Raw genomic sequence first — 26,307 nt, 5'->3', positions numbered from 1 at the left:
GCCTCTTCTAGCTCGCCGGCTCCGATTTGCCGACCTCAGTTCACCGGTGCGGTGTCGAGGGCCTCGCCTAGCAGGTCAACGATCCGATCAGGTGTGGGCGCTTCCTGATCGATCACGCGATCCAGCGCTGTGGCCTGTGCCGGTGTGATCCGCGCACTGGCCATGCTCCAGCCGTCGAACCTCCTGGTCTCTATCGGTTCACGGCTGATGATCTTCAGGGCGCGGTGCCTGGGGTCCTTTTGAAGTCGTCGCAACAGGCTATCCAGCGTCGACGAAGTGCCTTCGATGACCTGAATGTAGCGGTCGCGGTGGGCGGCCAGAATCCCGGTCAGACCATCCCGGTCGTTGTTGCGCTGCGACTCCGCCAGGATTGTCGCCAGATTGGTCAGCGACCCGGTCGACCCTGTCGCCGTGCTTTCATAGACCAGCCGTTCCAGCCGTGCGCTCATGGTAACTCTCTCTTTCAGCGGAATAATGACGACGCGGACAGACGGTTGCGAGGCATAATTTGCACGGCCTGCTTTTGAGCTTGGATGGAGTTGTGCGCACACCATCCGTCAAACGGGGAACGGTTCTTCGCAAAACGACTTTTGTAGGGTGGACCCTGCGGCGATGCGCGCTCGACATGTCCATGCGGCCCGGTCGCACGTCCCCCCGTCGGCTGGCCGGGCCGCACCCTTTACTTCGGAAGTCTGCTTGCTCTCGCCGCTGTCCGGCGTGATCCTGACGCATGGCCGATTCGACCGTGCGACTGAGAGACCGATCCGCAACCGAGGCCGCCATCGTTCAGGCGGGCGAGGCGGTGCTGTTGCGCGACGGCTTCACGGGTCTGAATGTCCAGACCATCGCCGCCCAGGCAGGTTGTGATCGCAAGCTGGTCTACCGCTACTTCGATGGCACCGATGGCGTGGTCCGCCTGCTGGCGCGCCAGGCCCATGCCGATCTCGTCGCACATCTGGCCGCCGTCCCGCCCGTGGAGGCCGAGAGCCCGCGCGCCTTCGCCCATCACGGCCTGCTGACCTGGTTCGCCGCGCTGCGGGCCAGCCCGCTGGCCTTGCGGCTGATGGCCTGGGGCATGGTCGAGGACAGTCCGCTGCTGCGCGAGATCGAGGCGGAGCGCAATGCGGTGCTTCAGGCCTGGATGCGCGAGCGCCGCCCCCGCCTGCGCACGCCGCCCCGCACCGACGTGCCTGCGCTGAATGCCGTGCTGATGGCCGCCGTCCAGGCGCTGGCGCTGGCCAGCCAGACGCGCGGCAGCGTCTCGGGCGTGGTGCTGGACGATGCCGGCTGCGCCCGCATCGAGGATGCGATCGGCCACCTGCTCGCCGCCTGGCCGGACTAGCCGCCTCAGTCGCAGGCCTTTTCCATCGCCTGGAAATGCGCGCACTCCGGCTCTGCGGGCAGCTCCGGAGCCGCCACGGTCGCGATGTGCGCCCCGCCCTCCAGCGTCCGGTGCACCGGGCATTTGTCGGCGATCTCCAGCAGCCGGGCCCGCTGGTCCTCGTCCAGATCGCCGTCCAGTGTCAGCACGCGCTCGAACACATCGGCGGGCGTCTGGCCCGTGCGTTTCTGGTGCCGCACCTCGATCGAGGCATGGGCCAGCGGCAGGCCCTTGCGCTCCGCATAGAGGCGTAGCGTCATGACCGTGCAGGCCCCCAGACCCGCCGCCACCAGCTCGTAGGGCGTCGGCCCGCTGGCCATGCCGCCGACCGCCACGGGCTCGTCGGCCATCAGGACCGCGCCGCCTGCCTGGACCCGGGCCTGGAACTTGCCCTGTCCGGTCTCGGCGACCCGCACGACGCCGTCGGCGGGTGCGGCATCGACGGGCGGTTCGACCCTGTCCAGATATCTGGAGGCCCAGGCCGCGATCACCGCGGCGGCATAGTCGGCGTCTTCGGCACGGCTCAGCAGGTGGTCGGCATGGTCCAGCGAGACGAAGCTCTTGGGGTGTTTCGCCGCGCCGAAGATGCCGCTGGCCTCCTCGATGCCGACGGTCTGGTCCAGCGGCGAGTGCAGCACCAGCAGCGCCTTGTTCAGCCGGGCCAGCCGCGCCGCCTGGTCCTGCGCCTTCAGGTCGTCGGCAAAGCCCGCGCCCACCGATACGGGCCGCCCGCCGACGTCGGCGCGGTGGGTCTCGCCGTGTTCCAGATCGTGCACGCCGGGCCCCAGCAGCTTCAGCACATGGGCGACGTCGAACGGCGCGCCGATGGTGGCCACCGCCCGGATACAGTCCAGCGACCCGGCCGCCGCGATCGCCGCCGCCCCGCCCAGGCTGTGGCCGACCAGCAGTTGCGGCGTACAGCCGTGCGCCTGCATGTGCCGCCCCGCCGCGATCAGGTCGCCGACATCGGTGCTGAAGCCGTGGGGCATGGGCTCGGCCCCGGTCTCGATCCCGGCGAAGTCGATCCGCAGCGTCCCGACCCCCAGCGCCGCCAGCGCCCGGCTGATCCGCGTCGCCGCCAGATTGTCCTTCCCGCAGGTGAAACAGTGGGCGAACAGGGCCCAGCCGCGCGCCTGGCCCGCCGGCCGGTCCAGCAGCCCGTGCACCGTCCGGCCGTCGTCACAGGTGAAGTCGAAGGGGTCGCTCTGCATGTCGTCTCTCCTGAAGCGCCACCTTAGGCGATCTTTTGCGACGGCGTCAGGAATGGACAGCCCCCGACCATGCGCCTATCGTCGCGTCGTTCTCCGGGGGGGCGCATCTAAGCGGCTGAGATTGGCGTAGCCGCCTGACCCGTCGAACCTGATCCGGGTCATGCCGGCGAAGGGATGAGTAACACGCGGTCCCCGGCCCCTCGCCACAGGACCCCGCGCCCGACGTCGGCGGAGCCCTCTTGCACCAGAGGCCGCCATGAACATCCACGTCACCCACACCCCGCCCGAAGAGCCCAATGTCGAACTGGCTCTGAAAGACGCCCGTGACGAGGTCATGCGCGAGACCGGCACCATCCCGACCGGCGAGCGGGCCGGGTCGCGCAAGGTCTATGTGGCCGGCGAGCTCTACCCCGACATCCGCGTCCCGTTCCGCGAGGTGGCGGTACATCCGTCGGCGAACGAGCCGCCGGTGACCATCTATGACAGCTCCGGCCCCTACACCGACCCGACCGTCACCATCGACATCAAGCGAGGCCTGCCGAGGGTGAAGTCGTCCTGGCAGCTGGATCGCGGCGACATCGCCCCCGTCGCCAACCCGCGAGAGGTCAAGCCCGAGGACAACGGCCACGCCAGCGGCAAGAACCTGGCCCCCCGTTTCGACGTGTCCAACCACAGGGTGTTCAAGGGCGTCGAAGGCCGCCCGACGACGCAATACGAATACGCCAAGGCCGGGATCATCACCCCCGAGATGGAATACGTCGCCATCCGCGAGAACCTGCGCCGGGAGCAATCCGCCCCCTGCATCCGCGACGGCGAGGACTTCGGTGCCTCCATCCCCGACTTCGTGACGCCCGAATTCGTGCGTCAGGAGATCGCGCGCGGCCGCGCCATCATCCCGCACAACATCAACCACCCCGAGGTCGAGCCGATGATCATCGGCCGCAACTTCCTGGTGAAGATCAACGCCAACATCGGCAATTCGGCGGTGCTCAGCAGCGTCGACGACGAGGTCGACAAGCTGGTCTGGGCCACCCGCTGGGGTGCCGACAACGTCATGGACCTGTCGACCGGCCGCAACATCCACAACATCCGCGACTGGATCATCCGCAACAGCTCCGTCCCCATCGGCACCGTGCCGATCTACCAGGCGCTGGAGAAGGTGAACGGCGTGGCCGAGGACCTGACGTGGGAGGTGTTCCGCGACACCCTGATCGAACAGGCGGAACAGGGCGTGGACTATTTCACCATCCACGCGGGCGTGCGCCTGCCCTTCGTGCCGATGACCGCCAAACGCGTCACCGGCATCGTCTCACGCGGCGGCTCCATCATGGCCAAATGGTGCCTCAGCCATCACCGCGAGTCCTTCCTCTACGAGCATTTCGAGGACATCTGCGACATCATGCGGGCCTATGATGTGTCGTTCAGCCTCGGCGACGGCCTGCGCCCCGGCTCCATCGCCGACGCCAATGACGAGGCCCAGTTCGCCGAGCTGCGCACCCTGGGCGAACTGACCAAGATCGCCTGGGCCAAGGGCTGCCAGGTCATGATCGAGGGCCCCGGCCATGTGCCGATGCACAAGATCAAGGCCAATATGGATGAGCAGCTGAAGCACTGCCACGAGGCGCCCTTCTATACGCTGGGGCCGCTGACCACAGACATCGCGCCGGGCTACGATCACATCACCAGCGCCATCGGGGCGGCCATGATCGGCTGGTTCGGCACGGCCATGCTCTGCTACGTCACGCCCAAGGAGCACCTGGGCCTGCCCGACCGTCAGGACGTCAAGGACGGGGTCATCACCTACAAGATCGCCGCCCACGCCGCCGACCTGGCCAAGGGCCACCCCGCCGCCCGCATGCACGACGATGCCCTCTCACGGGCCCGGTTCGAGTTCCGCTGGGAAGACCAGTTCAACCTCGGCCTCGACCCCGAAACCGCCCGCAAATACCACGACGCCACCCTGCCCAAGGAGGCCCACAAGACCGCCCACTTCTGCAGCATGTGCGGACCAAAGTTCTGCAGCATGAAGATCAGCCAGGACATCCGCCGGGATGCGGCGGCCCAGAACGACGCGGGCGGCTCGCTGGCGGAAGCCGAGGCCGGGATGGCGGAGATGAGCGCGAAGTTCAGAGCGGGGGGTGGGGCCATCGAGGTCAAGCTCTAGGGCGATACAGGCGACCCCAAAAAAACGCCGAAAGGCGTCATTCCGGAGACATTTCGGTCATGGCGAAGGCGTCCCTGCGGGCGTCCCCGTGCGGAGAAAAGAGATGTTCCGGCCTGACGACGGCGGGACACGGATCGGATTTTCAAAGACCGGACAGCGACAGCGCGGGCCATTGCGGCCCGCGCGAGGTCCATTCTAACCCGGCCGGAGGGCGTGGGAGGGAGAACGCGCGGATTTATCCCGCGGCCAGGGTCCGGAAGGCACAGTCAGGGACGCGATGTCTCCACAGGATGGGGGTCGGGAAGGGTGGGACTGGGGTAGCGTGACGATAAGCCAGAATACTCGGCAGGATGCTCTGGCTAAAATAATGCTGGAGTTGGCCGGCGCGAGAGACGGCTGCATTGCAGCTTTGGCGGCAAGTTACTGCGCCACGGGCGGCTGAGAGGATGTGCGAGAGCTATGTGTCCGGGGTATAGGAGATAAAGTCGTCGTAATTTAGTATTGCTCGGCGGATTGCTCTGTAATCATCGTCTGGTACGTCAATGCCGTCGAGATCCCCGTCATCTCCCAGCAAATGGGCTGGATTTTCCTTGGTGTTGATCAAGTCAACATAGCAGCCGTAATCTAATTTATAGGCATCATATCGCTGACCACCCTCTTTCGAGGAAACGTTCTTTTTGAGGACATGCAAAGACCTCGCGTCAAATAGACGGTCGATAAGTTCCTCACGTCTGTCAGAGTCAAACAAGAACGCTCTCGCTCGACGGCCTCTGATCACTTCGTCGATGATCCAATTTAGAAGCCGCTTGGTTTCACCGTCTTGGTTAATGAAGGCGGCCTTATCGCTCTGATACCATTCCCTAGCGGCAGAGCGCACATCATCGACCGCTACACGTCTATCAGCGGCCTTGAACGCTGCCTTGTGCAACAGGTTGAGCGCATCGCGGGGGACGCCCTCAGACGCCCTTACAAACTCTTCTAGAGCGCGCTTCTCAGTGAAGATAGCAAGAGCAAATACATCCTCATTTTTGTACTCTAATTTTCCCTCGTCTCCGAGGTGAGAAACACAATGCCGATATATCATGTTCTTGAAGAATTGTACTGCCCGAGCTTCATCATTCTCAAATACCATGAAGTCATCAAGATTTATGTCGGCCATTATATCGGCTCCAAGCTGAAGCCCTACGTATTGTCCAGTCGCGTTAAACGTAGCGAAGTTAGACCTATGTTCTATTGCGGCGATTTTCAGCGTCATGCCGCTAGCGATTAGCGCTTTTCGAATCAAGTCTGCCAAGAAAGGCTGAAGCTCCAAGGGAACATCGCTCCACTCATCTACGAGTAAAACAAACTTTTTGGGAGCGATAAGAGAAGAGAGTTCCCTCAGGGGTCCGTTCAAATCGCCAAATATTACGTGAGAGTCCCTAATCACGTTATAGCTAACCTCCAAAGCGGCCGTTTCTGATTGAGAAAAATCGGCTTTACCGCTTAAGGAGAGGGCTGCTAGGCTCAAATCAAGGCCCGCTTGGGCGCGCTCTGTAGCACTGGAAGTGCCGCTTTCTTTAATATTTACAGGACCATCCACTCGCGTTGCAGATATTGCGTCGATCAATCTGTCCAACTGCGGGCCTGCACGGGACAGATCGGCTTTTTCGTCTGCGACAAAATGGTCGAGGAGTTGTTCGTGCAGCGCCCGTAGAAAATCGATAAGCAGTGTCGTAGCGCGTTGCTGGAACGAAAGGGTCGCATCTCCGTAAACGGACCCATTTGAACCGATAGAGCGTAAGTCGATATAAAGGGGGATGGTGCTTGTTGGAGGGTTGGCTACCAAATATTTCAAGGTGTGTGTTTTGCCAGTCCCGCGGCGACCGTAGATCACCTGATGATCAGGACTAGACAGCCGCAGATCGATATTCCCAACGCCGACAAAACTGCTCTGCAGTGTTTCCACGTCTACACTGTCGGCACGTCGGCCGATGGCAAGAATCGCGCGAATGATCTTTTCGTCCATAACGCTACCGTGAGTTATCTAAATCCAAACAGCAAGATGTGACTTGCCGTGCCCATCCTCGGCCTCCTCGCCGGTCCGAACGGGGCCAGGAAGACCACCTTCATCAACGGCTTTCTGCGTCAGCGGGCGGAGGCGTTCCGGTTCATCAATCCGGACGAGGTGGCGCGGGGTCTGACAATAGAGGGGCCAGCGTGCGCGGCACCTCGACACCGCCGCCTGCCCGCGCCAATCTGACCGCATGATCATAGCCGCTCTCGCTCTCGCTCTCGCCCTCGCCGTTCCCGCGCCGTTTCAGGCCGCCGCCCCGCTGGCACCGGCCCGCGATGGCCAGAAGCAATGCCATTCGCCCGACACGGCGCGGAAGACCTGCGCGGCCCTGGCGGGCTACACCTTCGCGGCGGACGGAACGATCCTCAATCAGGCCGAGGTGATGCTGAACCCTGCGCCCCTGATCATCATGCGCGATGAGACTCCTGTCGTTGTCCGTGACGGCGCCGTCTGCGGTTCGCTGGGCGGGCTGGAGAGTGCTGTCTTCACCATTGATGGCCAGCCCGCCGATCCGGCGGTGGCGGATGTTTTGCGCGGTCAGGTGATCGCCGCCTACGCCCAGCTGGGAACCGAAGGCTGCACCCGCTACGCGCCGCAGGGTAAGGAATGGCTGGCCGAGGTCGTCGTTGATGGCCAGCCGCGCCCCGATCTCAACCAGACGGTGATCTGGGTCTCGCCCTCGGACGGCTATTCGGTCCGGCCATAGGCTGAGGCCTCACCCGAGCGCCTCCGCCGCCCGCACGCCCTACGACCGATCCTGACGTAGCCGCATGCTAGCCCTGCCTCCGTTCGCAACGGGAGGCAGACAGATGGCAGACGGATCACCCACGCTGTACGGCAAGGGGCGCAGTGCGCCGGATGAGGTCTGGGGGCGGGTGCGGGAGGACTATCTGTCGGGCCTGCCGGGGATCGAGGTCTGTCGGCGGCACGGGGTGGGGCTGACGGCCATGCGCAACCGGGCGGCGCGCGAGGGCTGGCGGCGCACGGACCAGCCCTGGACCCCGCCCAACACCCTGGACCCCGATGACGAGGGGGTGTTGCTGGAACACGAGATCGACGGTGACCTGGACCGGGTCGAGCTGCGCCAGCTGTCCTTCGTCGCCTGGCGCCGGATGCAGCGCGCCGTCCTGCGCGGCCAGGCGGCCGAGGCACTGCGCTGGCGCCGCGTCCGCCTCATCCTCGACGCCGAGGCGGTCGAGGAGGATCAGGCGCTGGAGCAGGAACAACGCCGCTGGAACTACCTCCACGCGCCGGTCCCATGCCCGGTCGAAGTGGACCGAGTGGACTGAGTGGACTCTGTTTCCAAATCCTCCCCCATCGGGGGTGGAGGAAGGGTCGCATGCGACCCGACGACCGGACCGCGTCTTCGCGGTGGAGGGGGCTGAATGCGGGTGGGGTGTTTGGGGGTTCGTGCCGGGGCTGGCCCCCTCCGTCTCTTCGCTGCGCTTCGAGCCACCTCCCCCGATGGGGGAGGAATGGGTGGGCGCGGCTGAGAAATCCTCCCCCATCGGGGGAGGGGGACCGCGTCTTCGCGGTGGAGGGGGCTGGATGCGGGTGCGGTATTTGGGGATTGGTGCCGGGGCTGGGCCCCTCCGTCTCTTCGCTGCGCTTCGAGCCACCTCCCCCGATGGGGGAGGATTTGGTAGGCTGGCATGATGTATCCGCCGCAGAAAACCGTCGAGCGTGCGAAGGCGCTTCGGCGCAAGCTGACGCTGCCGGAGGTGGTGTTGTGGCAGGCGATCCGGGGACGCAAGCTGGCTGGGGCGCGGTTTCGGCGGCAGCATCCGATCGGGCCCTACATCCTCGACTTCTATTGCGAGGCGGCGGGGCTGGCGGTCGAGGTGGACGGGCAGGGGCACGAACATCCGGACCAGATGGCGCACGATGCGCGGCGGACGGCGTGGCTGAACCTTCGCGGGGTTGCGGTGTACCGGGTCGCGGCGCGGGATGTGCTGGGGAATCTGGAGGGCGTATTGTTCGCCATCAGGCAGCGGGTCGGGGGTGTGCCCCCTCCACCGCTTCGCGGTCCGGTCGTCGGGTCGCATGCGACCCTTCCTCCACCCCCAACGGGGGAGGATTAGGTCAGCTAAGCCGCCGCCACCTTGCGCAACGCCTCGGCGAACACCTCGGCCGGTTGGCCGCCACTGATCAGATACTGGCCCTCGATGACGACGGCGGGGACGGCGGAGATGCCGCGGGCGCGCCACAGGGCCTGGGCGGCGCGGACCTCGGGCGCATAAAGGTCGTCGGACAGGACCTCGACCGCGCGGGCCCGGTCCAGGCCGGCGGTCGCGGCGGCGTCGGCCAGCACGTCCGGATCGGTCAGGGACCGGTTGTCGGTGAAGTGGGTGCGGAACAGGGCTTCCTTCAGCGCGCGCTGGGCGGAGGCTCCGCCCGTCTCTTGCGCCCAGTGCAGCAGGCGGTGAGCGTCGAAGGTGTTCCAGATGCGGCTGTCGGGGCCCATCTGCATCTCAAACCCCGGCCAGGCGTCCTCGGCCCGTTCGGTGATCATGGCGCGGTTGGCGGCGGACTGTTCGGGGGTGGAGCCGTATTTGCGGGCGATGTGCTCGCCGATGTTCTCACCCTCCAGGGCCATGCCGGGGTTCAGCTCGAACGGCTGGAAGGTGACGGTCGCCTCTATCCCCTCGGCCCGGACGGTGGCCAGCGCCTGTTCCAGCCCGCCCAGGCCGACCACGCACCAGGGACAGACCACGTCGGAGACGAAGTCGATGGTCAGGGTGCGGGTCATGCGAGGGCCTTGATTAGAGGGGGAGAGAGGGGGTGAGGGTCAGGCGACGGTGACGCCCTTCCAGAAGGCGATGCGGCCCTTGATCTCCTTGGCCGCGTCCTTGGGCTCGGGATAGTACCAGGCCGCGTCGCGGTTCTCCTGACCGTCCACGACGACGCTGTGATAGCTGGCCGTGCCCTTCCAGGGGCAGGTGGATTTGGTGTCGCTGGGTTTCAGCACGCCGTCGGTGACCGCGTCCGCCGGGAAGTAGTGGTTGCCCTCGACCACCACGGTGTCGTCGCTCTGGGCAATCACCGTGCCGTTCCATGTCGCCTGAACCATCGTCGTCTCCTGTGAGGGGTGTGCCGGGGATATGGGGCCTTGGCCGGGTTTCGCCATGTGTCAAATCGTGGGTTCCGTTGTCAAAAAGGACCGGCTAACGTCCTCGCTCTGGAAGCAAGCGAGGCCGTCATGTCCGATCTGGAAACCTTCCGCGCCGAGACGCGCGTCTGGCTGGAGGCCAACTGCCCCGCCGAATGCCGGGGGCCGCTGGAGAACGAAGAGGACCGGGTCTGGGGCGGGCGCAATGCCACCTTCAAGACGCCTGCGCACAAGCGCTGGATGGAGGTCATGGGCGCGCGCGGCTGGACCGCCCCGGAATGGCCGACCGAGTATGGCGGCGGGGGCCTGAGCCGCGAGGAGGCCAAGGTTCTGGCCAGCGAGATGCGCCGCATCGACGCCCAGATGCCGCTGTCATCCTTCGGCATCTGGATGCTGGGCCCGGCGCTGCTGCAGTTCGGCACGGAAGAACAGAAGAAGCGCTTCCTGCCCGAGATCGTGCGCGGCGAGATCCGCTGGTGCCAGGGCTATTCCGAGCCCGGCGCGGGCTCCGACCTGGCGGCCATCCAGACCAAGGCCGAGGATCGCGGCGACCACTGGATCGTCAACGGCCAGAAGGTCTGGACCAGCTATGCCGACAAGGCCGACTGGATCTTCTGCCTGGTGCGGACCGACCCGGACGCGCCCAAGCATCTGGGGATTTCCTTCGTCCTGTTCGACATGGCCAGCCCCGGCGTCTCGACCCGGCCCATCGTCCTGATCAGCGGCAAGAGCCCGTTCTGCGAGACCTTCTTCGACGATGTGCGGGTGGAGAAGGAGAACCTGGTCGGGACGCTGAACCGCGGCTGGGACGTGGCCAAGGCGCTGCTGGCGCATGAGCGGACGATGATCGGAGCCATGGGCAGCCTGGGGGCGGGCCGTCCACTCGGCCAGGTCGCGGGCGACAGCGTCGGGCTGGATGACGACGGGCGTTTGAACGACCCCATCCTCCGTGCACGGATCGCCGATCTGGATGTCGACATGGCCGCCTTCAACCTGTCGATGGAAAGGGTGGGGGATCAGGTCAAGGCGCGTCAGGCCCACCCCGCCATCGCCTCCATGCTGAAATACTATGGCTCGGAGCTGAACAAGCGGCGGCACGAGCTGATCATGGCCTCGGGCGGTTCGGATGCGCTGGAGTGGGAAGGCGAACGCTCGCGCGAGGGCACCGCCGCCCGCGACTGGCTGCGGACCAAGGCCAACTCCATCGAGGGGGGGACCAGCGAGGTCCAGCTGAACATCATCGCCAAACACCTGCTGCAACTGCCGGGAGCCTGAGACCTTGCCGCTGATCCTGACCGAAGAGCAGACCATGCTGAAGGAGGCCGCCGACGGCTTCCTGAACGAGAATGCGCCGATCGCCCATCTGCGGGCCCTGCGCGACAGCCACGATGCCGACGGCGTCTCGCGCGACCTGTGGAATGCGTTCGGCGAGATGGGGTTCGCGGGGGTCATCATCCCCGAAGAACATGGCGGCACCGGCCTGGGCGCGGTCGAGGCTGGCGTGGTGGCCGAAGCCCTGGGCCGGACCCTGACGCCGTCGCCCTTCATGGGGTCAGGCGTGCTGTCGGCCAAGGTGCTGATCGACGGCGGCTCGGCCGAGCAGCAGGCGGCATGGCTGCCCCGGATCGCGGCGGGTGAGGCGATCCTTTCGCTGGCCGTGGACGAGGGGGCCAAGCACAGGCCCTCTGCGATCGCCACGACGGCTAAGCGGTCGGGCAATGGCTTCAAGCTGAACGGAGCCAAGGGGTTCGTGCTGGACGGCCACGTCGCCGACGCCCTGATCGTGGCGGCGCGAACCGACGAGGGTCTGACCCTGTTCCTGGTCGATCCGAAGACGGCGGGCGTCGAGATCGAGCGTACGATCATGGTCGACGCTCACAATGCGGCGCGGGTGACGCTGACCGACGTCGAGGTCGATGCGGATGCGGTGATCGGCGCGGTCGATGGCGGCGAGGGGCTGCTGGAAGGCGCGCTGAACCTGGGCCGGGCCTGCGCGGCGGCGTCGCTGAACGGGGCGGGGGATCAGGCGTTTCAGCTGACGCTGGAGTATCTGCGGACCCGCAAGCAGTTCGGCAGGCTGATCGGCGAGTTCCAGGCCCTGCAGCACCGCTCGGCCCATCTGTTCACCGAGATCGAACTGGCCCGCGCCGCCGTTCTGGGGGCCTTGCAGCGACTGGACGCGGGGCGCGAGGATGCAGGGCTGGCCGTCTCGGTCGCCAAGGCCAAGGCCGGGCGCGTCGCCGAACTGGCGGTACAGGAGGCGGTCCAGATGCACGGTGGCGTCGGTATGACCGATGCCTTCGACGTCGGCCTCTTCATGAAGCGGGTGCGGGTGCTGAACGAGCTGCTGGGGGATGCAGGGTTCCATACGGAACGGCTGGCGCGGGCCAAGGGGTTCTGAGGATGAAATCGGCAGGTGGAGTGTGGCTGATAATCGCGGCATTCGCGTCAGCAGGATGCTCCACTGTGCCCGCGACAGAACCCGCTGATGCCGCCCGACCGAGGGTGACGCTTGATTGCGTGAAACATCCGCTGCCCAGCCGGGATAGGGCTTTTGAACGGTGCGTTATCCTTTCGGTCGAGCCCGACACCGTGGCAACACGTGGCATTGCAGAGCGCTTTGTGAGCAATTTGCCCATCGCACGAACGCGCTCGCCTTCCGAAGACCTGATCGGCGCGCAAACCATCCGCGTTTCGGTCCGTCTCACCCCACAGGCATCGGCAGTGGGTGACGCGGCGGGAGAGCCCCGCTAAACCCTATGCCAAGGGAGAACGCCTATGACGCGAGCCAACGCGCCTGAGTACATGTCCGGCTTCGGCAATCACTTTGCGACGGAGGCGGTGGCCGGGGCCTTGCCGGAGGGGCGCAACTCGCCGCAGCGGGTGCCGATGGGTCTGTATGCGGAGCAGCTGTCGGGGACGGCCTTCACGGCGCCGCGGTCGGAGAACCGGCGGTCGTGGCTGTATCGCCTGCGGCCCAGCGCCCAGCATCCGGCCTATAAACCCTTTGCCCAGGGCCGCGTGCGGTCCGGGCCATTCCACGATGCGCCGCCGTCGCCGAACCGGATGCGGTGGGACCCGCTGCCGATGCCTGACGCCCCGACCGACTGGGTCGAGGGGCTGGTCACCTATGGCGGCAACGGAGATGCGGAGGCGGGAGCCGGGACGGGCATCCACCTTTATGCCGCTAACCGGTCCATGGTGGACCGGGTCTTCTACTGCGCCGATGGCGAACTGCTGATCGTCTCGCAGGCGGGACATCAGGTCTTTGTCACTGAGATGGGACGCATCGACACGCGGCCGGGCGAGATCGTCGTCATTCCGCGCGGGGTGCGGTTCCGGGTGGAGTGCGATGGCCCGATCCGGGGCTATGTCTGCGAAAACTATGGCGCGGCCTTCCGCCTGCCGGACCTGGGACCGATCGGTTCGAACGGCCTGGCCAATCCCCGGGATTTCCAGACGCCCGTCGCGGCCTATGAGGATGTGGATCGGCCGACCGAGTGCGTGCAGAAGTTCGGGGGGCGGCTGTGGACCACCACCTTCGATCACAGCCCGCTGGACGTCGTCGGCTGGCACGGCAATCACGCGCCCTACAAATACGACACCGCGCGGTTCAACACGATCGGCACGGTCAGCTTCGACCATCCGGACCCGTCGATCTTTACGGTCCTGACCAGCCCGTCCGATACGCCGGGCGTGGCCAACTGCGATTTCGTGATCTTCCCGCCGCGCTGGATGGTGGCCGAGGACACCTTCCGCCCGCCGTGGTTCCACCGCAACGTCATGAGCGAGTTCATGGGGCTGGTGACCGGGGAATACGACGCCAAGGAGGGCGGGTTCGCGCCGGGCGGAGCGTCCCTGCACAACTGCATGAGCGGACATGGTCCGGACCAGGCCAGCTATGACAAGGCGGTCGCGGCGGATCTGAAGCCGGTCAAGATCGAGAACACCCTGGCCTTCATGTTCGAAACCCGAATGCCGATCCGGACCACGGAATGGGCACAAACCAGTCCGACCATGCAGTTGGACTACGACGACGTCTGGACCGGATTCGACAAGGGACGAGTGGAATGAAGCGTATACTGATCGCGGCGGCAGCCCTGATGATGGCGGCCTGCCAACCCGTGCCGACCACCACACCGACCCAGACCGCCTCGACCGACACGCCGGCGGTGCAGACACCCGCGCCCGGCACGGATGCGGCCGCCTGTGCGGCCCGGGGCGGCAAGATGCTGCCGCAGGGACGGCTTCAGTCTTTGCAGTGCGTGGTGTCCTACGCCGATGCCGGTCGTCGCTGTACGGACGGAGACGATTGCCAGGGCGACTGCCGCATCGGAGAGGTCAATGGCGCGCCCGACGCCGGGTCCGCTGCCGTAGGCCAGTGCCAAGCCAACAGCACCCGTTTCGGCTGCTACACCACGGTTGAAGGCGGCAAGGCCGAAGCGACGATCTGCGTCGACTGACGACAGGCACGAAAAACCCCCGCCGCGATCGCGACGGGGGTCTTCACATCGTTCATCCGGTCAGGGACCGGTACGCGAACGCCCGATCTTACTGAGCGGGGGTGTTCGAGGTGGTCATGCCACCGTCCATGTTGCCGGCAGCGGCTTCCACGGCGTCGGCGCGTTCGTCGGCATTTTCCTGCACGGCGTCGGCCTGGGCGTTCAGAGCGTCTTGCGCGGCGTCGGTCGTGGCGGCGTCAGCCTGGTTTTCCAGCTGGGTCGCTTCGACGTTGGCGTTCGCTTCAATGGCGTCGGCCTGTGCACCGGCTTCCTTTTCGGCAGCGTTTTCGCAGGCGGCGAGGCCGGCGAAGGCGAAGGTAGCGGCGGCGGCGATGATCAGTTTACGCATGAGTAGTTTCCTCCAGTGAGGCCGGAATAACGTCGCCGATCACAAACGGTTCACGCGCCCGTGAAGTTTTTCATCCGGCGTCCGAGAACGCCACGCGAGCCGCGCCCAGCAGGGCGGCGTGCTTGTGCAGGATCACCTTGGTCGGGATGGCGGCCATATAGTCGGCGAACCGGCCCTTGCGTTCGAACCGCTCGCGGAAGGGGCTGGCCTGAAGGAAGGGCAGGATGCGCGGTGCGATGCCGCCTGCGATATAGATGCCGCCTCGTGCGCCGGTGGTCAGGGCAATGTCGCCCGCCACGGCCCCCAGGACAGCGCAGAAACGGGCCAGGGTCGCCCCGCAGGCGCTGTTGGGGTTCTCCATCGCCTCGGTCGTGATCTGGGCCGGGTCGTCGATATGGGTTTCGCGCCCGTCGATCTCTGCCAGGGCGCGGTGCATGTTCAGCAGGCCGGGTCCACAGATCAGCCGCTCAATGGACACACGGTCATAGCGGCGACGCAGGATGCGCAGGATCTCGTCCTCGATCGGATCGCCCGGCGCGAAACAGGCGTGGCCCCCTTCGGACGGCATGGCGATTTCATTGCCATGAATATCGCGCGCCAGGGCCGAGACGCCGAAACCTGTGCCGGGGCCCAGCACGGCGATGGCGGAATGCTCCTCGCCCTCGTCCGGACCGCCTAGAGAAGCCAGCTGATCCTCCGGCACGACGGGGGCACCCCAGGCCAGAGCCTCAAAGTCGTTGATCAGTCTGACGGGGTTCAGGCCCAGGGTGGCCAGTTCGGTCTCCGAAACCTGCCAAGGCGAGTTGGTCAGGTCGATGGCTCCGTCGGTGACCGGCCCGGCCACGGCGATGACGCCGCCTGTCGGCTTGACCTCGCAGCCGTCGATGAAGGCCTTGACCCCGCCCAGGAAGGTCGGGTGTTCCGAGGCCGGAAAGCTCTCGTGATGCTCAAGCACGGGCTTGCCGTCGATCATGTGGGCGATGGCGAACCGGGCATTGGTGCCGCCGACGTCCCCGAGCAGCAGGGTCTTGTCCCAGTTCACCGTCATCAGGCAGTCCTCACTAAGCTAGCCGACCGTTGCCCGGTCGTTGTGATCGTTTGGGGTTCAGGCGTCCACGGCCCGGTCGTTGACGTTGTTGTCGGGCGGCGTGTCCTTGTGGTCGGTCTGGCCGGGGGGCAGGCCAAAACAGACGCTGGCCCCTTCTTCGGCGGTCGAGACGACGTGACGGAAGGCTCCGAACAGTTCGCGGCCATAGCCCCAGGTGGAGCCCTCGGCATGGACCTTGGAGCGTTCGACGGGGCCGCGCCCGGCCAGATCGGGGATGTCGACCGTGGTCAGGACCCCGGCCTCGGCATCCAGGCGGATGATGTCGCCGTCTCGGATGTTGGCGATCAGGCCGCCGGCCAGGGCCTCCGGTGAGACGTGGATGGCGGAGGGGGTCTTTCCGCTGGCCCCTGACATGCGACCATCGGTGACGAAGGCGACCTTGAAGCCCTTGTCCTGAAGGATGCCGAGGGCGGGCGACAGGCTGTGCAGTTCCGGCATGCCGTTGGCGCGCGGACCCTGGAAGCGCAGGACGACGATGACGTCGCGGTTCAGCTTTCCGTCCTTGAAGGCCTGAAGCGCATCTTCCTGGGTCTCGAACACCGCAGCGGGAGCCTGGACGATGCGGTTCACGGGCTTGACCGCCGAAATCTTGATCACGGCCCGGCCCAGGTCGCCCTGGACCAGTCGCAGGCCGCCCTCGCGGTCGAACGGGTCGGAGGCGGGGCGCAGAATGTCCGTATCCAGACTTTCCGTGACGCCGTCTTTCCAGATCAGTTCGCCGTCCTGAAGGGTTGGCTCCTGGAAATAGTGGTGGATGCCCTGGCCCATGACGGTGTGCACGTCGGAATGGATGTGGCCGGCGTTGGCCAGTTCGCGCGCCACGAAGGCGACGCCGCCGGCCGCCTGGAAGGCGTTCACATCGGCCGAACCGTTGGGATAGACGCGGGCCAGAAGCGGCGTCACGGACGACAGCTGATCCATGTCGGTCCAGTCGATCAGTACGCCCGCCGCCCGCGCCATGGCCACCAGATGGATGGCGTGGTTGGTCGAGCCGCCGGTGGCCAGCAGGGCCACGATCATGTTGACGATGGACTTCTCATCGATGACGTCGGCCATCCGAGCCTCGCCGCTGCGGGCCAGTTCCACGGCGCGCCTGGCGGCGGCGGCGGTCAGGGCGTCGCGCAGGCCCGTTTCCGGATGGACGAAGGCGGTCGAGGGCAGGTGCAGACCGCCCAGCTCCATCATCATCTGGTTGGAGTTGGCCGTGCCGTAGAAGGTGCAGGTACCGGGGGAATGGTAGCTGCCGATCTCGCTGTCCAGCAGGGTCTGGCGATCGACCTGGCCCTGGGCATACAGGGCGCGCACGCGGGCCTTTTCCGCATTTGGAATGCCGGACGGCATGGGCCCTGCAGGGGCGAAGACGACGGGCAGGTGGCCGAACGCCAGGGTGCCGATGAACAGGCCGGGCACGATCTTGTCACAGACGCCCAGGGCCATGACGGCGTCGAAGGCGTCGTGGGTGAGGGCGATGCCCGCCGACATGGCGATCAGGTCGCGACTGAACAGCGACAATTCCATGCCGGGACGACCCTGTGTGACGCCGTCGCACATGGCGGGGGTGCCCCCCGCGACCTGTGCCGTCGCGCCGACGGTGCGGACCGCGTCTCGGATGACGGCGGGGAAACGCTCAAACGGCTGATGTGCCGACAGCATGTCGTTATAGGCCGTGACAATACCGACATTGGGTTTGGACCCATCCATCGCCGCCAGCTTGTCTGCGATGGTCTGGCCGGCAAAGGCATGGGCCCAGTTGGCACAGGAGAGTTTGGCCCGGCCCGCGCCGCTGTCGCGTGCAGAGTCCATGCGGCGGATGTAGTCGGCGCGGGTGGCGCGCGAGCGTTCGATGATGCGGGCGGTGACCTCGGCGACGACGGGGTGCAGGTTGGCCATCAGGCTTTCTCCGTCCACAGAACATCCAGCGGGACTTTGGCGGCGATCAGGGCGGCGATGGGCTGGATGCCGGGATCGCCGATCGCCTCGCGCTCAAAGACATCGCGTTTGGCGGTGCCCGTCAGGGCCAGGACGACCCGCCGCGCCTGCATCAGATACGGCAGATTGATCGACAGCCGCTCCAGGCTGGGGGCCAGACCGTCGCGGCCTTTCGGGACGCCGAGAACGGTCGGCTTCAAGGCGGGTGAGAGCAGGGTTTTCAGGGTCGGGCTGTGAGGGAACATGGAGCAGATATGGCCATCCTCCCCCATGCCGAGAAGGACCGCATCTAGACGGCCATGCGGAGCCATGGCCTGAGCCGCGCGGGCGGCGGCCCGGTCGACGGTAACCTCGGCATGATACAGCGGCAAGAAGGACGCGGCGGCGGCCGGGCCCGTCAGCAGCGTCCGCTTGAGCAGGGCGGCGTTCGAGTCCGGCGAAGTCTCGGGGACATAGCGCTCGTCGATCAGGGTCACGGCGGTGCGGGACCAGTCGAGGTCCGCCTCGGCCATCCGGGCATAGATGGGCGAAGGCGTGGAGCCGCCGGACCCGGCGAAGGTGGCGCGTCCCGTCTCGGTCAGGGCCTGGCCGAGGGTGTCGACCAGGAGGGTGGCGCAGGCGTCCGCCCAGTCGGCCCCGGTGGCGAAGGTCTGGATGGCGGGTGCGGCGTGATCAGTCATTGCCGGTGTTCCAGCGCCGACCGGTCCGGTCCAGCAGCAGATCGGCTTCCGGCGGGCCCCAGGTTCCAGCGACGTAGTCCCTGGGCTTGAAGGCGGCACCTTCCCAGGCTTCCGACACCTGATCGACCCACTTCCAGGCCTGCTCGGCCTCGTCGCGGCGCACGAACAGGGTGGAGTCTCCGGCCAGGGCGTCGAGCAGTAGCCGCTCATAGGCGATGCGGCGACGCGGCGGCTTGGCCGACTTGTCGTTCTGGCCCCAGGACAGGGACATCTGGATGGGCTGAAGCTGCATGCGCTGGTCCAGCCCCGGCTTCTTGTTCATCACCGACAGGGAGATGTCTTCCTCGGGCTGCAGTTCGATGACCAGGCGGTTGGCCGTCACCTGACCCCGGTCGTTGTCGAAGATGGAGTGGGGCAGGGCCTTGAACTGGATGACGATCTCGGTGCGTTTCTCCGGCAGGCGCTTGCCGGTGCGCATGAAGAAGGGCACCCCGGCCCAGCGCCAGTTGTCGATGTCGGCGCGGATGGCAACGAAGGTCTCGGTGTCCGAATCCAGACCGCGCTCCTCGTCATAGCCCTTGACCGGCTGACCCTCGCTGGTGCCCGCCACATACTGTCCGCGAACGGTGACGCGCTCGGCCTCGTCATGGGTTATGGGGCGCAGGGAGCGCAGCACCTTGACCTTTTCGTTGCGGACCGAGTCGGGCTCCAGATCGCTGGGTGGCTCCATGGCCACCAGGCAGAGCAGCTGGAGCATGTGGTTCTGGAGCATGTCGCGCAATGCTCCGTACTCGTCGTAATAGGGCCAGCGGTCGCCGACGCCGACGGTTTCGCCCACCGTGATCTGGACGTGGTCGATCGAGAGGTTGTTCCACAGCGGCTCGAAGATGGTGTTGCCGAACCGCAGGGCAATCAGGTTCTGGACCGTCTCCTTGCCCAGATAGTGATCGATGCGGAACACCTGTAGTTCCGAGAAAGCATCGGCGACGGCGTCGTCGATTTCGCGGAAGGTTTCAAGGTCGCGCCCGACCGGCTTTTCCAGCACGACGCGGTCGTCGGCCTCGGCCAGGCCGGCGGCGCGCATGGCGGTGACGATGCGGGCGTACAGCGACGGCGAGACGGCCAGGAAGCTGGTGCAGGTGCCGGGCCCGACCTTGTCCTTCAGCGGCTTCAGGCTCTCGGCCGAGGTGGCGTCGACGGCCAGATAGTCGAGGCGGGCCTCCAACTTGGACCATGCCGCGTCGGACCAGGCGTCGTCCGCCTTCGCCTTGCTCTCGACCGACTGGCGGACGCGGGCGACATAGTCCTCGCGGCTTTCCTCGGAGCGGGCCGCGCCGATGATCTTCAGATCGTCGGGCAGCAGGCCGTCATGCTCCAGATAGTAGAGCGAGGGCAGGAGCATCCGCAGGGCCAGATCGCCTCCGCCGCCGAACAGCACCAGTGCCGCCATCTGCGCTCCTTCTCTCTTGTCAGACCCTCTAGCCCTCAGGGTCTTTGGCCGGTTTTGCGCGTGTGGCCAACACGTCGAGCACGTCCTGAAACACCAAGTTACGCGATCGCAGCAGCACGAGCAGGTGATAGATCAAATCTGCGGCCTCGCTGGTCAGTTCCTCGTCAGGACCGGCGGCCCCGGCGAGCGCGGTCTCGACCCCCTCCTCGCCGACCTTCTGGGCGACCCGCTTGGGGCCCTCGGCGATCAGGCGGGCGGTCCAGCTTTCCGACGGATCGGCGGCGGCGCGCGCGGCGATGGTCTGCTCCAGACGCGCGATCCGGCCCAGGCCCGGCGCGTCTTCCTCGCCGAAACAGCTGATGCGGTTCAGGTGGCAGGCATTGCCGACGGGCCGGACTTTCAGCACCAGGGCGTCGCCGTCGCAGTCGGGCGTGATCGAGACGACATGCAGACGGTCGCCCGAGGTCTCGCCCTTGCGCCACCGCCCGCCCCGCGAGCGGGAATAGAAGGTGGCCTCTTTGGAAGCGATCGTCTCATCCAGCGCCGCGCGGTCCATATAGGCGAGCGTCAGCACCTGCAGCGTCGCGGCGTCCTGCACCACCACGGGGATCAGGCCGTCGCCCTTGGCGAAGTCGAGGGTGTCGGGGTCGATCATAATCTTACCTCTATACCGTCGCGCTCGAGCCGGCGTTTCAGATCGGGGATGGCCAGGGCGCCCGAGTGAAACACGCTGGCGGCCAGGGCACCGGATACATCGGCCTGCTGGAAGACATCGCGGAAGTGGTCGACCGCGCCCGCGCCGCCGGAAGCCACCAGCGGAATGGTCAGGCAGGCGCGCGCGGCCTGAAGCTGGGCGATGTCATAGCCGCTCCGCACGCCGTCCTCGTCCATGCAGTTCAGCACGATCTCTCCGGCCCCCAGGCTTTGCGCCTCGACGATCCAGTCCAGGGTGCGGCGGCCTGCGCCGCGGCTGGCGGTCGGGTCGCCGGTATATTGGTGGACGACCCAGTCGTCGCCCGCGCGCTTGGAATCGACGCCCAGGACCACGCACTGAGCACCGAAACGCGCGCTCATCTCGCCGATCAGATCGGGGCGTTCCAGGGCGGGGGAGTTGATCGAGACCTTGTCGGCTCCGTGGTCCAGGCAGCGCGCCGCCTGCTCCACACTGCGGATACCGCCGGCCACACAGAAGGGGATATCCAGCAGGCGGGCGATGTCGCTGACCCAGTCATAGTCGAGGGTGCGGCCCTCAGGACTGGCGGTGATGTCGTAAAAGACCAGTTCGTCGGCCCCCTGGTCGCGGTAGCGCGCGGCCAGTTCGGAGGCGTCGCCCATGTCGACGTGGTCCTTGAAGCGGACACCCTTGACGACTCGCCCGTCGCGCACGTCCAGACAGGGGATGATGCGTCTCGCGGTCATTGCACCGCCACCGCTTCGTCCACGGTGAACCGCCCCTCATAGATGGCGCGACCCACTATGGCCCCGTCGCAGCCGATGGCGCGGGCGGCCTTCAGGTCCTCCAGCGAGGACACGCCGCCCGAAGCCTGAACCTTCAGGTCGGGGCGTCGCAGCATGATCTCGGTCAGCAGCTCCAGATTGGGACCGGTCAGGGCTCCGTCACGGCCGACGTCGGTGACCAGCAGGTGTCTGGCGGTGCCCGCCGGATAGCGATCCAGCGCGGCCCACAGGTCGATGTCCGCGGCCTGGGTCCAGCCCTTCAGCGAAGGGACCCAGCGCTCGCCGTCGGCCCGCACATCGATGGCCAGGGTCAGGCGGTCCGGCCCGAACCGCTCCAGCCAGCCCGCGACCGTATCGGGAGACGAGATGGCGAGGGAGCCGACGACCACGCGGCTGACCCCCGCGTCCAGCAGGGCCTGGACATCGTCTGCGGAACGCACCCCGCCGCCGGACTGGATGCGGATGTCGATGGCCCCGGCCAGTTCGCCGATCAGGGCGTGCTGGACCGCGCGGCCCGCCTCGGCTCCATCCAGATCGACGATGTGGGCCCATTGGGCCCCCGAGCCGACGAAGCCCGCCAGGCGCGCGGCCGGATTGGTGTCATAGGCGGTCACCTGATCGAACCGTCCGTGCATCAGGCGCACGGCGACGCCGGCTCGGAGGTCGATGGCGGGATAGACGATCATGCGGGCAGGCCCAGAAAGTTTTGCAGGATGCGCGCCCCGGCCTTGGCCGAGCGCTCCGGATGGAACTGGCAGCCCCAGCGGTTGGCGTTGCGAACCACGGCGGGCACGACGGTTCCGTAGTCGGCGCGGGCCAGGGTGGCCGGGCCATCAGGGCAGACGAAACTGTGCACGAAATAGGCCCAGTCGCCGGGCTGGACGCCCTCCAGCAAGGGGTCATCGCGCACGACCTCCAGCCGCGACCAGCCCATGTGCGGCACGGGCAGGGCGGGGTCGATGTCGAAGCGCGACACATGGCCGGGAATCAGGCCCAGCGTCTCGACGCCCTCGCCCTCGTCGCTGGCGTCGAACAGCAGTTGCTGGCCCAAGCAGACGCCCAGCAACGGGCGTGGAAAGGCGCGGATGGCCTCGACCAGGCCCAGGGTTTCCAGACGCGCCATCGCATAGGCGGCGGCCCCGACACCGGGCAGGATCAACCGCTCGGCGTCAGCAATGTCGGCGGGATCGCTGGTCAGACGCACGGAGGCCCCCAGCCGTTCCAGCGCGAACTGGACCGAGGCGACATTGCCGGCACCGTAGGAGAGGACGGTGACGGGGGTCACAGAACCCCCTTGGTCGATGGCACGACGTCGCCCTCGACGCGGATGGCCTGGCGCAGGGCGCGGCCAAAGGCCTTGTAGACGGCCTCGGTCTTGTGGTGGTCGTCGTGGCCGGTGACGGTGATGTGCACGGCCGCCCCCATGGCCTCGGCCAGGGACCGGAAGACGTGGGCGGTTAGATCGGTGCGATAGTCGCCGATGAAGGGCGTCGAGAACGTCCCCTCGAACAGCGGGTAGGGACGGCCCGACAGGTCGATGGAGACGGACGCATTGGCCTCATCCATCGGCAGGACGAAGCCGTAGCGCGCGATGCCGCGCCGCTCGCCCAGCGCCTGTTTCAGGGCCTGACCCAGGGCGATGGCGCTGTCCTCGATCGTGTGGTGCGCATCTGTGTGCAGGTCACCCTCGCACGACAGCCGAATCGAGAAGCCGCCGTGGGCCGCCACCTGCTCCAGCATGTGATCGAAGAAGCCAACGCCGGTATGGATACTGACCGGGCCGGTCACGTCCAGATCGACCGCGCAAACGATGCGCGTTTCCTTGGTGTCGCGCACAGCCTGTCCAGTGCGGTTGGCGCGGCTCTGGCCGGGAGCCAGGTCGAGGGCGGCAAGCAGACGGTCGTTGATCTCGGGCCGAGAGGAGACGGGCAGACGCAGCCGCTCGCCCGCCTGTTCGGCCACGACGCCGAAGCGGGCCAGCGCCGTCAGGACGGCGGTGGGATCGGAGGGGCGTACCATGAGGACGGGGCCAACGCCCGCCTCGACCGTCATTTCGCGAGCGATGGCCTTCGACAGCCGCTCGCGCTCGCGCACTGTGGCGGCGATGCGCTCGCGGGTTTCCAGCAGGCGCGACGGGTCGAGAGCCTGCATTGCCAGTCGGAGGCTGACCTCGGGCAAGGCGTAGGGCTCCATGACCGACGCCAGGCGGACCAGGGTCTGGGGCTGTGCCAAGGCGGCTCCGACCCGCGCACCGGCCAGGCCATAGGCCAGCGACAAGCTGCGCAGCACCACCAAATTGACGTGGCCGCCGATGACGGTGGCCGCCGAAGTGGCGGACGTAAACTCGGCCATACCTTCGTCGACGATCAGCAGGGCGGGGGCGACCCGTTCGGCCATCTCGGCCACGGCCTCGGGCGAGCCGAGGGCGCGCAGGACGACGGCCCCGGTCTCGACGGTGGTGCCGGGCCGGGCATAGATGTCCGCCAGTGTGGAATAGGGCTGGGCTTTCGGGGCCTCGACGGTCAGGCCCTCATGCGCGGCGAGGCGATAGATGAGCTCGAGCCCATGGGTCAGGCCGCGCACGGGCAGGACCCGATCGGTGGAGACGCCATAGATGTCGGCCATGCGGGCGGCGAGCGCCGAGGGTTGGGCCGGATAGCGATCGAGGCCCTCGCCGCCGGAGACGAGGGGCGCGAAGGGGGCGGGCAGGTTGGCGATCATGCCTCGACCCTCAGATCCGCCGCCCGTGCGTGCGCTTCCAGACCCTCCAGCCGGGCCAACCGTGCCGCGACCGGGGCCAGGGCAGTGGCACCCTTTGCCGACACCGACTGCACGGACATGGAGGTCATGAAGCTGGCGGTGGTGACGCCGCCCAAGGTCTTGGCCCCGCCGTCCGTGGGCAGGACGTGGCTGGGCCCGGCGGCATAGTCGCCGAGCGTCTCGGCGGCATAGGCACCGACGAAGACGGCCCCGGCGGCGGTGATCTTGTCCACGCGCGTCTCGGCGTCCTCGGTCTGCAGCGCGAGGTGTTCGGGGCCATAGGCGTTGGAGACGACGCAGGCGGTGTCCAGGTCCGGTACCCGGATCGCGCGGGCTTCGGCCAGGGAGGCGCGGGCGATGTCGGCGCGGGGCAGGGTGGCGATCTGTTCGTCCACTTCGGCCAGGATTTCGTCGATCATCCGCTCGCTGTCGCAGACCAGAATGACCTGTGCGTCCGCATCGTGCTCGGCCTGGCTGAGCAGGTCGGCAGCGGCCAGGACCGGATCGGCGCGGCGGTCGGCGATGACCAGCAGTTCGGAGGGTCCAGCCGGCATGTCCACGGCGGGACCGCCGGGGCGGTTCGATGCCTGTTTCTTGGCCTCCGCGACCCAGGCATTGCCGGGGCCATACAGCTTGTCGCAGGGCGGGATGGTGCCGTCCTCTAGTTCGGCCCCGAAGGTCATGGCGGCGATCGCCTGGGCCCCGCCGACCAGCCACAGGTCGTCCAGACCGGCCTCTGCGGCGGCGAAGATCATGGCGGGATGAGGGGCACCGGACTTGGACGGAGGGGTCACGGCGATGCGGCGACCGACGCCCGCGACCTCGGCCGGAATGGCCAGCATCAGCAGGGACGAAAACAGAGGGGCCGAGCCGCCGGGCACATAGAGGCCGACGGTGGACAATGGTCGCCAGACCAGGCGCGAGCGGACGCCTGGCGTGATCTCGACCCATTGGGAATCCTCGGGCCGCGTCGCCTGATGGAAGATGCGGACGTTTTCTGCCGCCATGCGGATGGCGCGGGTGTCGGCGGGGGCCAGCGCGGAGCGCGCCTCGGCCACGACATCGGGGGTCAGGGCCAGGCGACGCGGCGGGGCACCGTCCAGCTTGACGCTCCAGTCCGTGACGGCCTGACGGCCGCGGGCCTGCACGTCGTCCATGATCTGGCGGACCGTGTCGGTGACGCGGGTTTCGGTGCGTTGGCGCGGACGAGCGAGCGCTTCGATGCGGCCGACGTCGTCCAGCGAATTCCAGTCGAAGCGCTTCATCACATCATCTTCTCGATGGGCAGGACGAGAATGGCCGAGGCCCCGGCGGCCTTCAGCTTCTCCAGCGTCTCCCAGAAGACGGCCTCCTGACAGACGGCGTGGACGGCCACGGCATCGTCGCGGCCCGACAGGGGCATGACGGTGGGCGAGCCTGCACCCGGCAGGATGGCGGTGATGGCATCCAGCGCCGAGCGCGGCGCGTTCAGCATCACGTACTTGGCTCCTTGCGAGGACACCACGCCACTCATCCGCTCGATGATGCTGTCCAGCAGGTGCGCCAGGCCCGGTTCCGGGGCGACGGGTGAGCGGATCAAAACGGCCTGGCTGTCCAGCACCGTGTCCTTGGCCACCAGGCCGTTGGCCTCCAGCGTCGCGCCGGTGGAGACCAGGTCGCAGATGGCGCTGGCCAGCTTCAGCCGGGGCGAGACCTCGACGGCCCCGCGCATGGTGACGATGTCCGCGCCGACGCCGCGCTCATTCAGATAGCGGCGCAGGATCTTGGGATAGGAGGTGGCGATGCGCAGCCCCTCAAGCGATGCCGGGCCGTCATAGGCCAGGGTCGGGGGCACGGCGATCTTCAGCGTGCAGCGCCCGAAGCCCAGGGGCATGACGACCTCGGCCACCGGGCCGCCGTTGCGCGCCTCCTCCAGCACATTTTCGCCGACCACGCCCAGGTCACAGACGCCATCCGCCACGAAGGTGGGAATGTCGTCGTCGCGGACGCGCAGCAGGTCGATCGGATAGTTCTCCACCCGATACAGCAGGTCGTTATTGCCCTTGATGACCCGCAGGCCCGCGTCGCGGACGAGGTCCAGGCTGCGTTCCGACAGGCGGCCGGATTTCTGGATGGCGATGCGAAGTCGCCCTTGCACGGTACTCATGTAA

The 26,307-nt window shown here is 66.9% G+C and carries 27 protein-coding genes and 1 riboswitch; of the genes, 10 read left to right on the top strand and 17 right to left on the bottom strand.

Annotation, left to right across the window (positions count from 1 at the left end):
* Nucleotides 1–35 precede the first annotated feature (35 nt).
* Complete coding sequence (locus tag WC585_RS04100) at nt 36–449, bottom strand: BLUF domain-containing protein (RefSeq protein WP_373256284.1); 414 nt, start codon at nt 447–449, stop codon at nt 36–38.
* A gap of 281 nt (nt 450–730) precedes the next feature.
* Here WC585_RS04100 and WC585_RS04095 point away from each other — a divergent pair, with 281 nt between their 5' ends.
* A complete protein-coding gene (locus WC585_RS04095; protein WP_373256283.1) occupies nt 731–1,342 on the top strand; it encodes a TetR/AcrR family transcriptional regulator in 612 nt (203 codons plus the stop codon).
* A gap of 5 nt (nt 1,343–1,347) precedes the next feature.
* On the opposite strand, the gene WC585_RS04090 is transcribed toward WC585_RS04095, so the two are convergent.
* Nucleotides 1,348–2,592: an OsmC family protein gene (locus tag WC585_RS04090; RefSeq protein ID WP_373256282.1), complete on the bottom strand. Its 1,245-nt coding sequence runs from the start codon at nt 2,590–2,592 to the stop codon at nt 1,348–1,350.
* Between the two features lie 84 nt (nt 2,593–2,676).
* Nucleotides 2,677–2,785: riboswitch (TPP riboswitch) on the top strand.
* 141 nt (nt 2,786–2,926) lie between these two features.
* On the opposite strand from WC585_RS04090, the gene thiC reads away from it, so the two are divergent.
* Complete coding sequence (gene thiC, locus WC585_RS04085; RefSeq protein WP_373256790.1) at nt 2,927–4,756, top strand: phosphomethylpyrimidine synthase ThiC; 1,830 nt, start codon at nt 2,927–2,929, stop codon at nt 4,754–4,756.
* Nucleotides 4,757–5,213: 457 nt separating this feature from the next.
* Here the strand turns inward: thiC and WC585_RS04080 are convergent, their stop codons facing one another.
* A complete protein-coding gene (locus WC585_RS04080) occupies nt 5,214–6,764 on the bottom strand; it encodes a hypothetical protein (RefSeq protein ID WP_373256281.1) in 1,551 nt (516 codons plus the stop codon).
* Nucleotides 6,765–6,812: 48 nt separating this feature from the next.
* Between WC585_RS04080 and WC585_RS04075 the strand changes: the two genes are divergently transcribed.
* From WC585_RS04075 to WC585_RS04060, 4 genes are all read left to right on the top strand, one after another.
* Entirely contained in the window at nt 6,813–6,998 is a 186-nt protein-coding gene (locus WC585_RS04075) for a hypothetical protein (RefSeq protein ID WP_373256280.1), read from the top strand.
* A gap of 4 nt (nt 6,999–7,002) precedes the next feature.
* Nucleotides 7,003–7,518: a hypothetical protein gene (locus WC585_RS04070; RefSeq protein ID WP_373256279.1), complete on the top strand. Its 516-nt coding sequence runs from the start codon at nt 7,003–7,005 to the stop codon at nt 7,516–7,518.
* A 103-nt stretch (nt 7,519–7,621) separates the two neighbouring features.
* Nucleotides 7,622–8,101: a hypothetical protein gene (locus WC585_RS04065; RefSeq protein ID WP_373256278.1), complete on the top strand. Its 480-nt coding sequence runs from the start codon at nt 7,622–7,624 to the stop codon at nt 8,099–8,101.
* Nucleotides 8,102–8,464: 363 nt separating this feature from the next.
* Nucleotides 8,465–8,893: an endonuclease domain-containing protein gene (locus WC585_RS04060; RefSeq protein WP_373256277.1), complete on the top strand. Its 429-nt coding sequence runs from the start codon at nt 8,465–8,467 to the stop codon at nt 8,891–8,893.
* A gap of 5 nt (nt 8,894–8,898) precedes the next feature.
* On the opposite strand, the gene WC585_RS04055 is transcribed toward WC585_RS04060, so the two are convergent.
* Nucleotides 8,899–9,561 (bottom strand): DsbA family oxidoreductase, encoded by a 663-nt coding sequence (locus WC585_RS04055; RefSeq protein WP_373256276.1) that lies wholly within the window; start codon nt 9,559–9,561, stop codon nt 8,899–8,901.
* A 39-nt stretch (nt 9,562–9,600) separates the two neighbouring features.
* The gene (locus WC585_RS04050) at nt 9,601–9,882 is read right to left on the bottom strand and encodes a DUF427 domain-containing protein (RefSeq protein ID WP_373256275.1); all 282 of its coding nucleotides are present in this window, start codon (nt 9,880–9,882) and stop codon (nt 9,601–9,603) included.
* 129 nt (nt 9,883–10,011) lie between these two features.
* Here WC585_RS04050 and WC585_RS04045 point away from each other — a divergent pair, with 129 nt between their 5' ends.
* The 4 genes from WC585_RS04045 (at nt 10,012) to WC585_RS04030 (ending at nt 14,384) form a co-directional block, all read left to right on the top strand.
* Nucleotides 10,012–11,196, top strand: a complete 1,185-nt coding sequence (locus tag WC585_RS04045) for an acyl-CoA dehydrogenase family protein (RefSeq protein ID WP_373256274.1) — start codon at nt 10,012–10,014, stop codon at nt 11,194–11,196.
* Between the two features lie 4 nt (nt 11,197–11,200).
* Complete coding sequence (locus tag WC585_RS04040) at nt 11,201–12,322, top strand: acyl-CoA dehydrogenase family protein (RefSeq protein WP_373256273.1); 1,122 nt, start codon at nt 11,201–11,203, stop codon at nt 12,320–12,322.
* Between the two features lie 377 nt (nt 12,323–12,699).
* Nucleotides 12,700–13,995, top strand: a complete 1,296-nt coding sequence (gene hmgA / locus WC585_RS04035) for a homogentisate 1,2-dioxygenase (protein ID WP_373256272.1) — start codon at nt 12,700–12,702, stop codon at nt 13,993–13,995.
* The gene (locus tag WC585_RS04030; RefSeq protein ID WP_373256271.1) at nt 13,992–14,384 is read left to right on the top strand and encodes a hypothetical protein; all 393 of its coding nucleotides are present in this window, start codon (nt 13,992–13,994) and stop codon (nt 14,382–14,384) included. Before hmgA ends, WC585_RS04030 begins: the two co-directional genes overlap by 4 nt.
* Before the next feature lie 88 nt (nt 14,385–14,472).
* Here the strand turns inward: WC585_RS04030 and WC585_RS04025 are convergent, their stop codons facing one another.
* The 12 genes from WC585_RS04025 to hisG all read right to left on the bottom strand — a co-directional run bounded on the left by WC585_RS04025 (nt 14,473) and on the right by hisG (nt 26,303).
* On the bottom strand, nt 14,473–14,772 hold the full coding sequence (locus tag WC585_RS04025) for a hypothetical protein (protein WP_373256270.1): 300 nt from the start codon (nt 14,770–14,772) through the stop codon (nt 14,473–14,475).
* A 70-nt stretch (nt 14,773–14,842) separates the two neighbouring features.
* On the bottom strand, nt 14,843–15,820 hold the full coding sequence (gene glk, locus WC585_RS04020) for a glucokinase (RefSeq protein ID WP_373256269.1): 978 nt from the start codon (nt 15,818–15,820) through the stop codon (nt 14,843–14,845).
* Nucleotides 15,821–15,877: 57 nt separating this feature from the next.
* A complete protein-coding gene (gene edd, locus WC585_RS04015) occupies nt 15,878–17,770 on the bottom strand; it encodes a phosphogluconate dehydratase (RefSeq protein WP_373256268.1) in 1,893 nt (630 codons plus the stop codon).
* On the bottom strand, nt 17,770–18,489 hold the full coding sequence (pgl, locus tag WC585_RS04010) for a 6-phosphogluconolactonase (RefSeq protein ID WP_373256267.1): 720 nt from the start codon (nt 18,487–18,489) through the stop codon (nt 17,770–17,772). The genes edd and pgl overlap by 1 nt, the downstream gene beginning before the upstream one ends.
* Entirely contained in the window at nt 18,482–19,939 is a 1,458-nt protein-coding gene (gene zwf / locus WC585_RS04005) for a glucose-6-phosphate dehydrogenase (RefSeq protein ID WP_373256266.1), read from the bottom strand. The genes pgl and zwf overlap by 8 nt, the downstream gene beginning before the upstream one ends.
* 28 nt (nt 19,940–19,967) lie before the next feature.
* Entirely contained in the window at nt 19,968–20,594 is a 627-nt protein-coding gene (gene hisIE / locus WC585_RS04000) for a bifunctional phosphoribosyl-AMP cyclohydrolase/phosphoribosyl-ATP diphosphatase HisIE (RefSeq protein ID WP_373256265.1), read from the bottom strand.
* On the bottom strand, nt 20,591–21,358 hold the full coding sequence (gene hisF, locus WC585_RS03995; RefSeq protein WP_373256264.1) for an imidazole glycerol phosphate synthase subunit HisF: 768 nt from the start codon (nt 21,356–21,358) through the stop codon (nt 20,591–20,593). The genes hisIE and hisF overlap by 4 nt, the downstream gene beginning before the upstream one ends.
* Nucleotides 21,355–22,083, bottom strand: a complete 729-nt coding sequence (locus WC585_RS03990; RefSeq protein WP_373256263.1) for a HisA/HisF-related TIM barrel protein — start codon at nt 22,081–22,083, stop codon at nt 21,355–21,357. Before WC585_RS03990 ends, hisF begins: the two co-directional genes overlap by 4 nt.
* A complete protein-coding gene (hisH, locus tag WC585_RS03985) occupies nt 22,080–22,682 on the bottom strand; it encodes an imidazole glycerol phosphate synthase subunit HisH (protein ID WP_373256262.1) in 603 nt (200 codons plus the stop codon). The genes WC585_RS03990 and hisH overlap by 4 nt, the downstream gene beginning before the upstream one ends.
* The gene (gene hisB, locus WC585_RS03980) at nt 22,679–24,118 is read right to left on the bottom strand and encodes an imidazoleglycerol-phosphate dehydratase HisB (protein WP_373256261.1); all 1,440 of its coding nucleotides are present in this window, start codon (nt 24,116–24,118) and stop codon (nt 22,679–22,681) included. Before hisB ends, hisH begins: the two co-directional genes overlap by 4 nt.
* Complete coding sequence (gene hisD / locus WC585_RS03975) at nt 24,115–25,422, bottom strand: histidinol dehydrogenase (protein ID WP_373256260.1); 1,308 nt, start codon at nt 25,420–25,422, stop codon at nt 24,115–24,117. Before hisD ends, hisB begins: the two co-directional genes overlap by 4 nt.
* Nucleotides 25,422–26,303: an ATP phosphoribosyltransferase gene (gene hisG / locus WC585_RS03970; protein WP_373256259.1), complete on the bottom strand. Its 882-nt coding sequence runs from the start codon at nt 26,301–26,303 to the stop codon at nt 25,422–25,424. Before hisG ends, hisD begins: the two co-directional genes overlap by 1 nt.
* Nucleotides 26,304–26,307: the final 4 nt, after the last annotated feature.

Source organism: Brevundimonas sp., from assembly GCF_041648055.1.
In the GTDB taxonomy this organism is placed as follows: Bacteria; Pseudomonadota; Alphaproteobacteria; order Caulobacterales; family Caulobacteraceae; genus Brevundimonas.
The sequence above is the reverse complement of the archived record's forward strand: the minus strand, read 5'-3'. Positions and strand labels throughout refer to the sequence as shown.

Bases quoted from the DNA above. Each gene is read 5' to 3' on its own strand.
- thiC (WP_373256790.1), top strand. From the start codon at position 2,927: ATGCGCGAGACCGGCACCATCCCGACCGGCGAGCGGGCCGGGTCGCGC.
- hmgA (WP_373256272.1), top strand. From the start codon at position 12,700: ATGACGCGAGCCAACGCGCCTGAGTACATGTCCGGCTTCGGCAATCAC.
- WC585_RS04100 (WP_373256284.1), bottom strand. From the start codon at position 449: ATGAGCGCACGGCTGGAACGGCTGGTCTATGAAAGCACGGCGACAGGG.
- edd (WP_373256268.1), bottom strand. From the start codon at position 17,770: ATGGCCAACCTGCACCCCGTCGTCGCCGAGGTCACCGCCCGCATCATC.
- WC585_RS04025 (WP_373256270.1), bottom strand. From the start codon at position 14,772: ATGCGTAAACTGATCATCGCCGCCGCCGCTACCTTCGCCTTCGCCGGC.
- hisD (WP_373256260.1), bottom strand. From the start codon at position 25,422: ATGAAGCGCTTCGACTGGAATTCGCTGGACGACGTCGGCCGCATCGAA.
- glk (WP_373256269.1), bottom strand. From the start codon at position 15,820: ATGACGGTGAACTGGGACAAGACCCTGCTGCTCGGGGACGTCGGCGGC.
- zwf (WP_373256266.1), bottom strand. From the start codon at position 19,939: ATGGCGGCACTGGTGCTGTTCGGCGGCGGAGGCGATCTGGCCCTGCGG.
- WC585_RS04080 (WP_373256281.1), bottom strand. From the start codon at position 6,764: ATGGACGAAAAGATCATTCGCGCGATTCTTGCCATCGGCCGACGTGCC.
- WC585_RS04030 (WP_373256271.1), top strand. From the start codon at position 13,992: ATGAAGCGTATACTGATCGCGGCGGCAGCCCTGATGATGGCGGCCTGC.
- WC585_RS04060 (WP_373256277.1), top strand. From the start codon at position 8,465: ATGATGTATCCGCCGCAGAAAACCGTCGAGCGTGCGAAGGCGCTTCGG.
- hisIE (WP_373256265.1), bottom strand. From the start codon at position 20,594: ATGATCGACCCCGACACCCTCGACTTCGCCAAGGGCGACGGCCTGATC.
- WC585_RS04095 (WP_373256283.1), top strand. From the start codon at position 731: ATGGCCGATTCGACCGTGCGACTGAGAGACCGATCCGCAACCGAGGCC.
- hisG (WP_373256259.1), bottom strand. From the start codon at position 26,303: ATGAGTACCGTGCAAGGGCGACTTCGCATCGCCATCCAGAAATCCGGC.
- WC585_RS04055 (WP_373256276.1), bottom strand. From the start codon at position 9,561: ATGACCCGCACCCTGACCATCGACTTCGTCTCCGACGTGGTCTGTCCC.
- WC585_RS04070 (WP_373256279.1), top strand. From the start codon at position 7,003: ATGATCATAGCCGCTCTCGCTCTCGCTCTCGCCCTCGCCGTTCCCGCG.
- WC585_RS04050 (WP_373256275.1), bottom strand. From the start codon at position 9,882: ATGGTTCAGGCGACATGGAACGGCACGGTGATTGCCCAGAGCGACGAC.
- WC585_RS04065 (WP_373256278.1), top strand. From the start codon at position 7,622: ATGGCAGACGGATCACCCACGCTGTACGGCAAGGGGCGCAGTGCGCCG.
- WC585_RS04090 (WP_373256282.1), bottom strand. From the start codon at position 2,592: ATGCAGAGCGACCCCTTCGACTTCACCTGTGACGACGGCCGGACGGTG.
- pgl (WP_373256267.1), bottom strand. From the start codon at position 18,489: ATGACTGATCACGCCGCACCCGCCATCCAGACCTTCGCCACCGGGGCC.
- WC585_RS04045 (WP_373256274.1), top strand. From the start codon at position 10,012: ATGTCCGATCTGGAAACCTTCCGCGCCGAGACGCGCGTCTGGCTGGAG.
- hisF (WP_373256264.1), bottom strand. From the start codon at position 21,358: ATGACCGCGAGACGCATCATCCCCTGTCTGGACGTGCGCGACGGGCGA.
- WC585_RS03990 (WP_373256263.1), bottom strand. From the start codon at position 22,083: ATGATCGTCTATCCCGCCATCGACCTCCGAGCCGGCGTCGCCGTGCGC.
- hisB (WP_373256261.1), bottom strand. From the start codon at position 24,118: ATGATCGCCAACCTGCCCGCCCCCTTCGCGCCCCTCGTCTCCGGCGGC.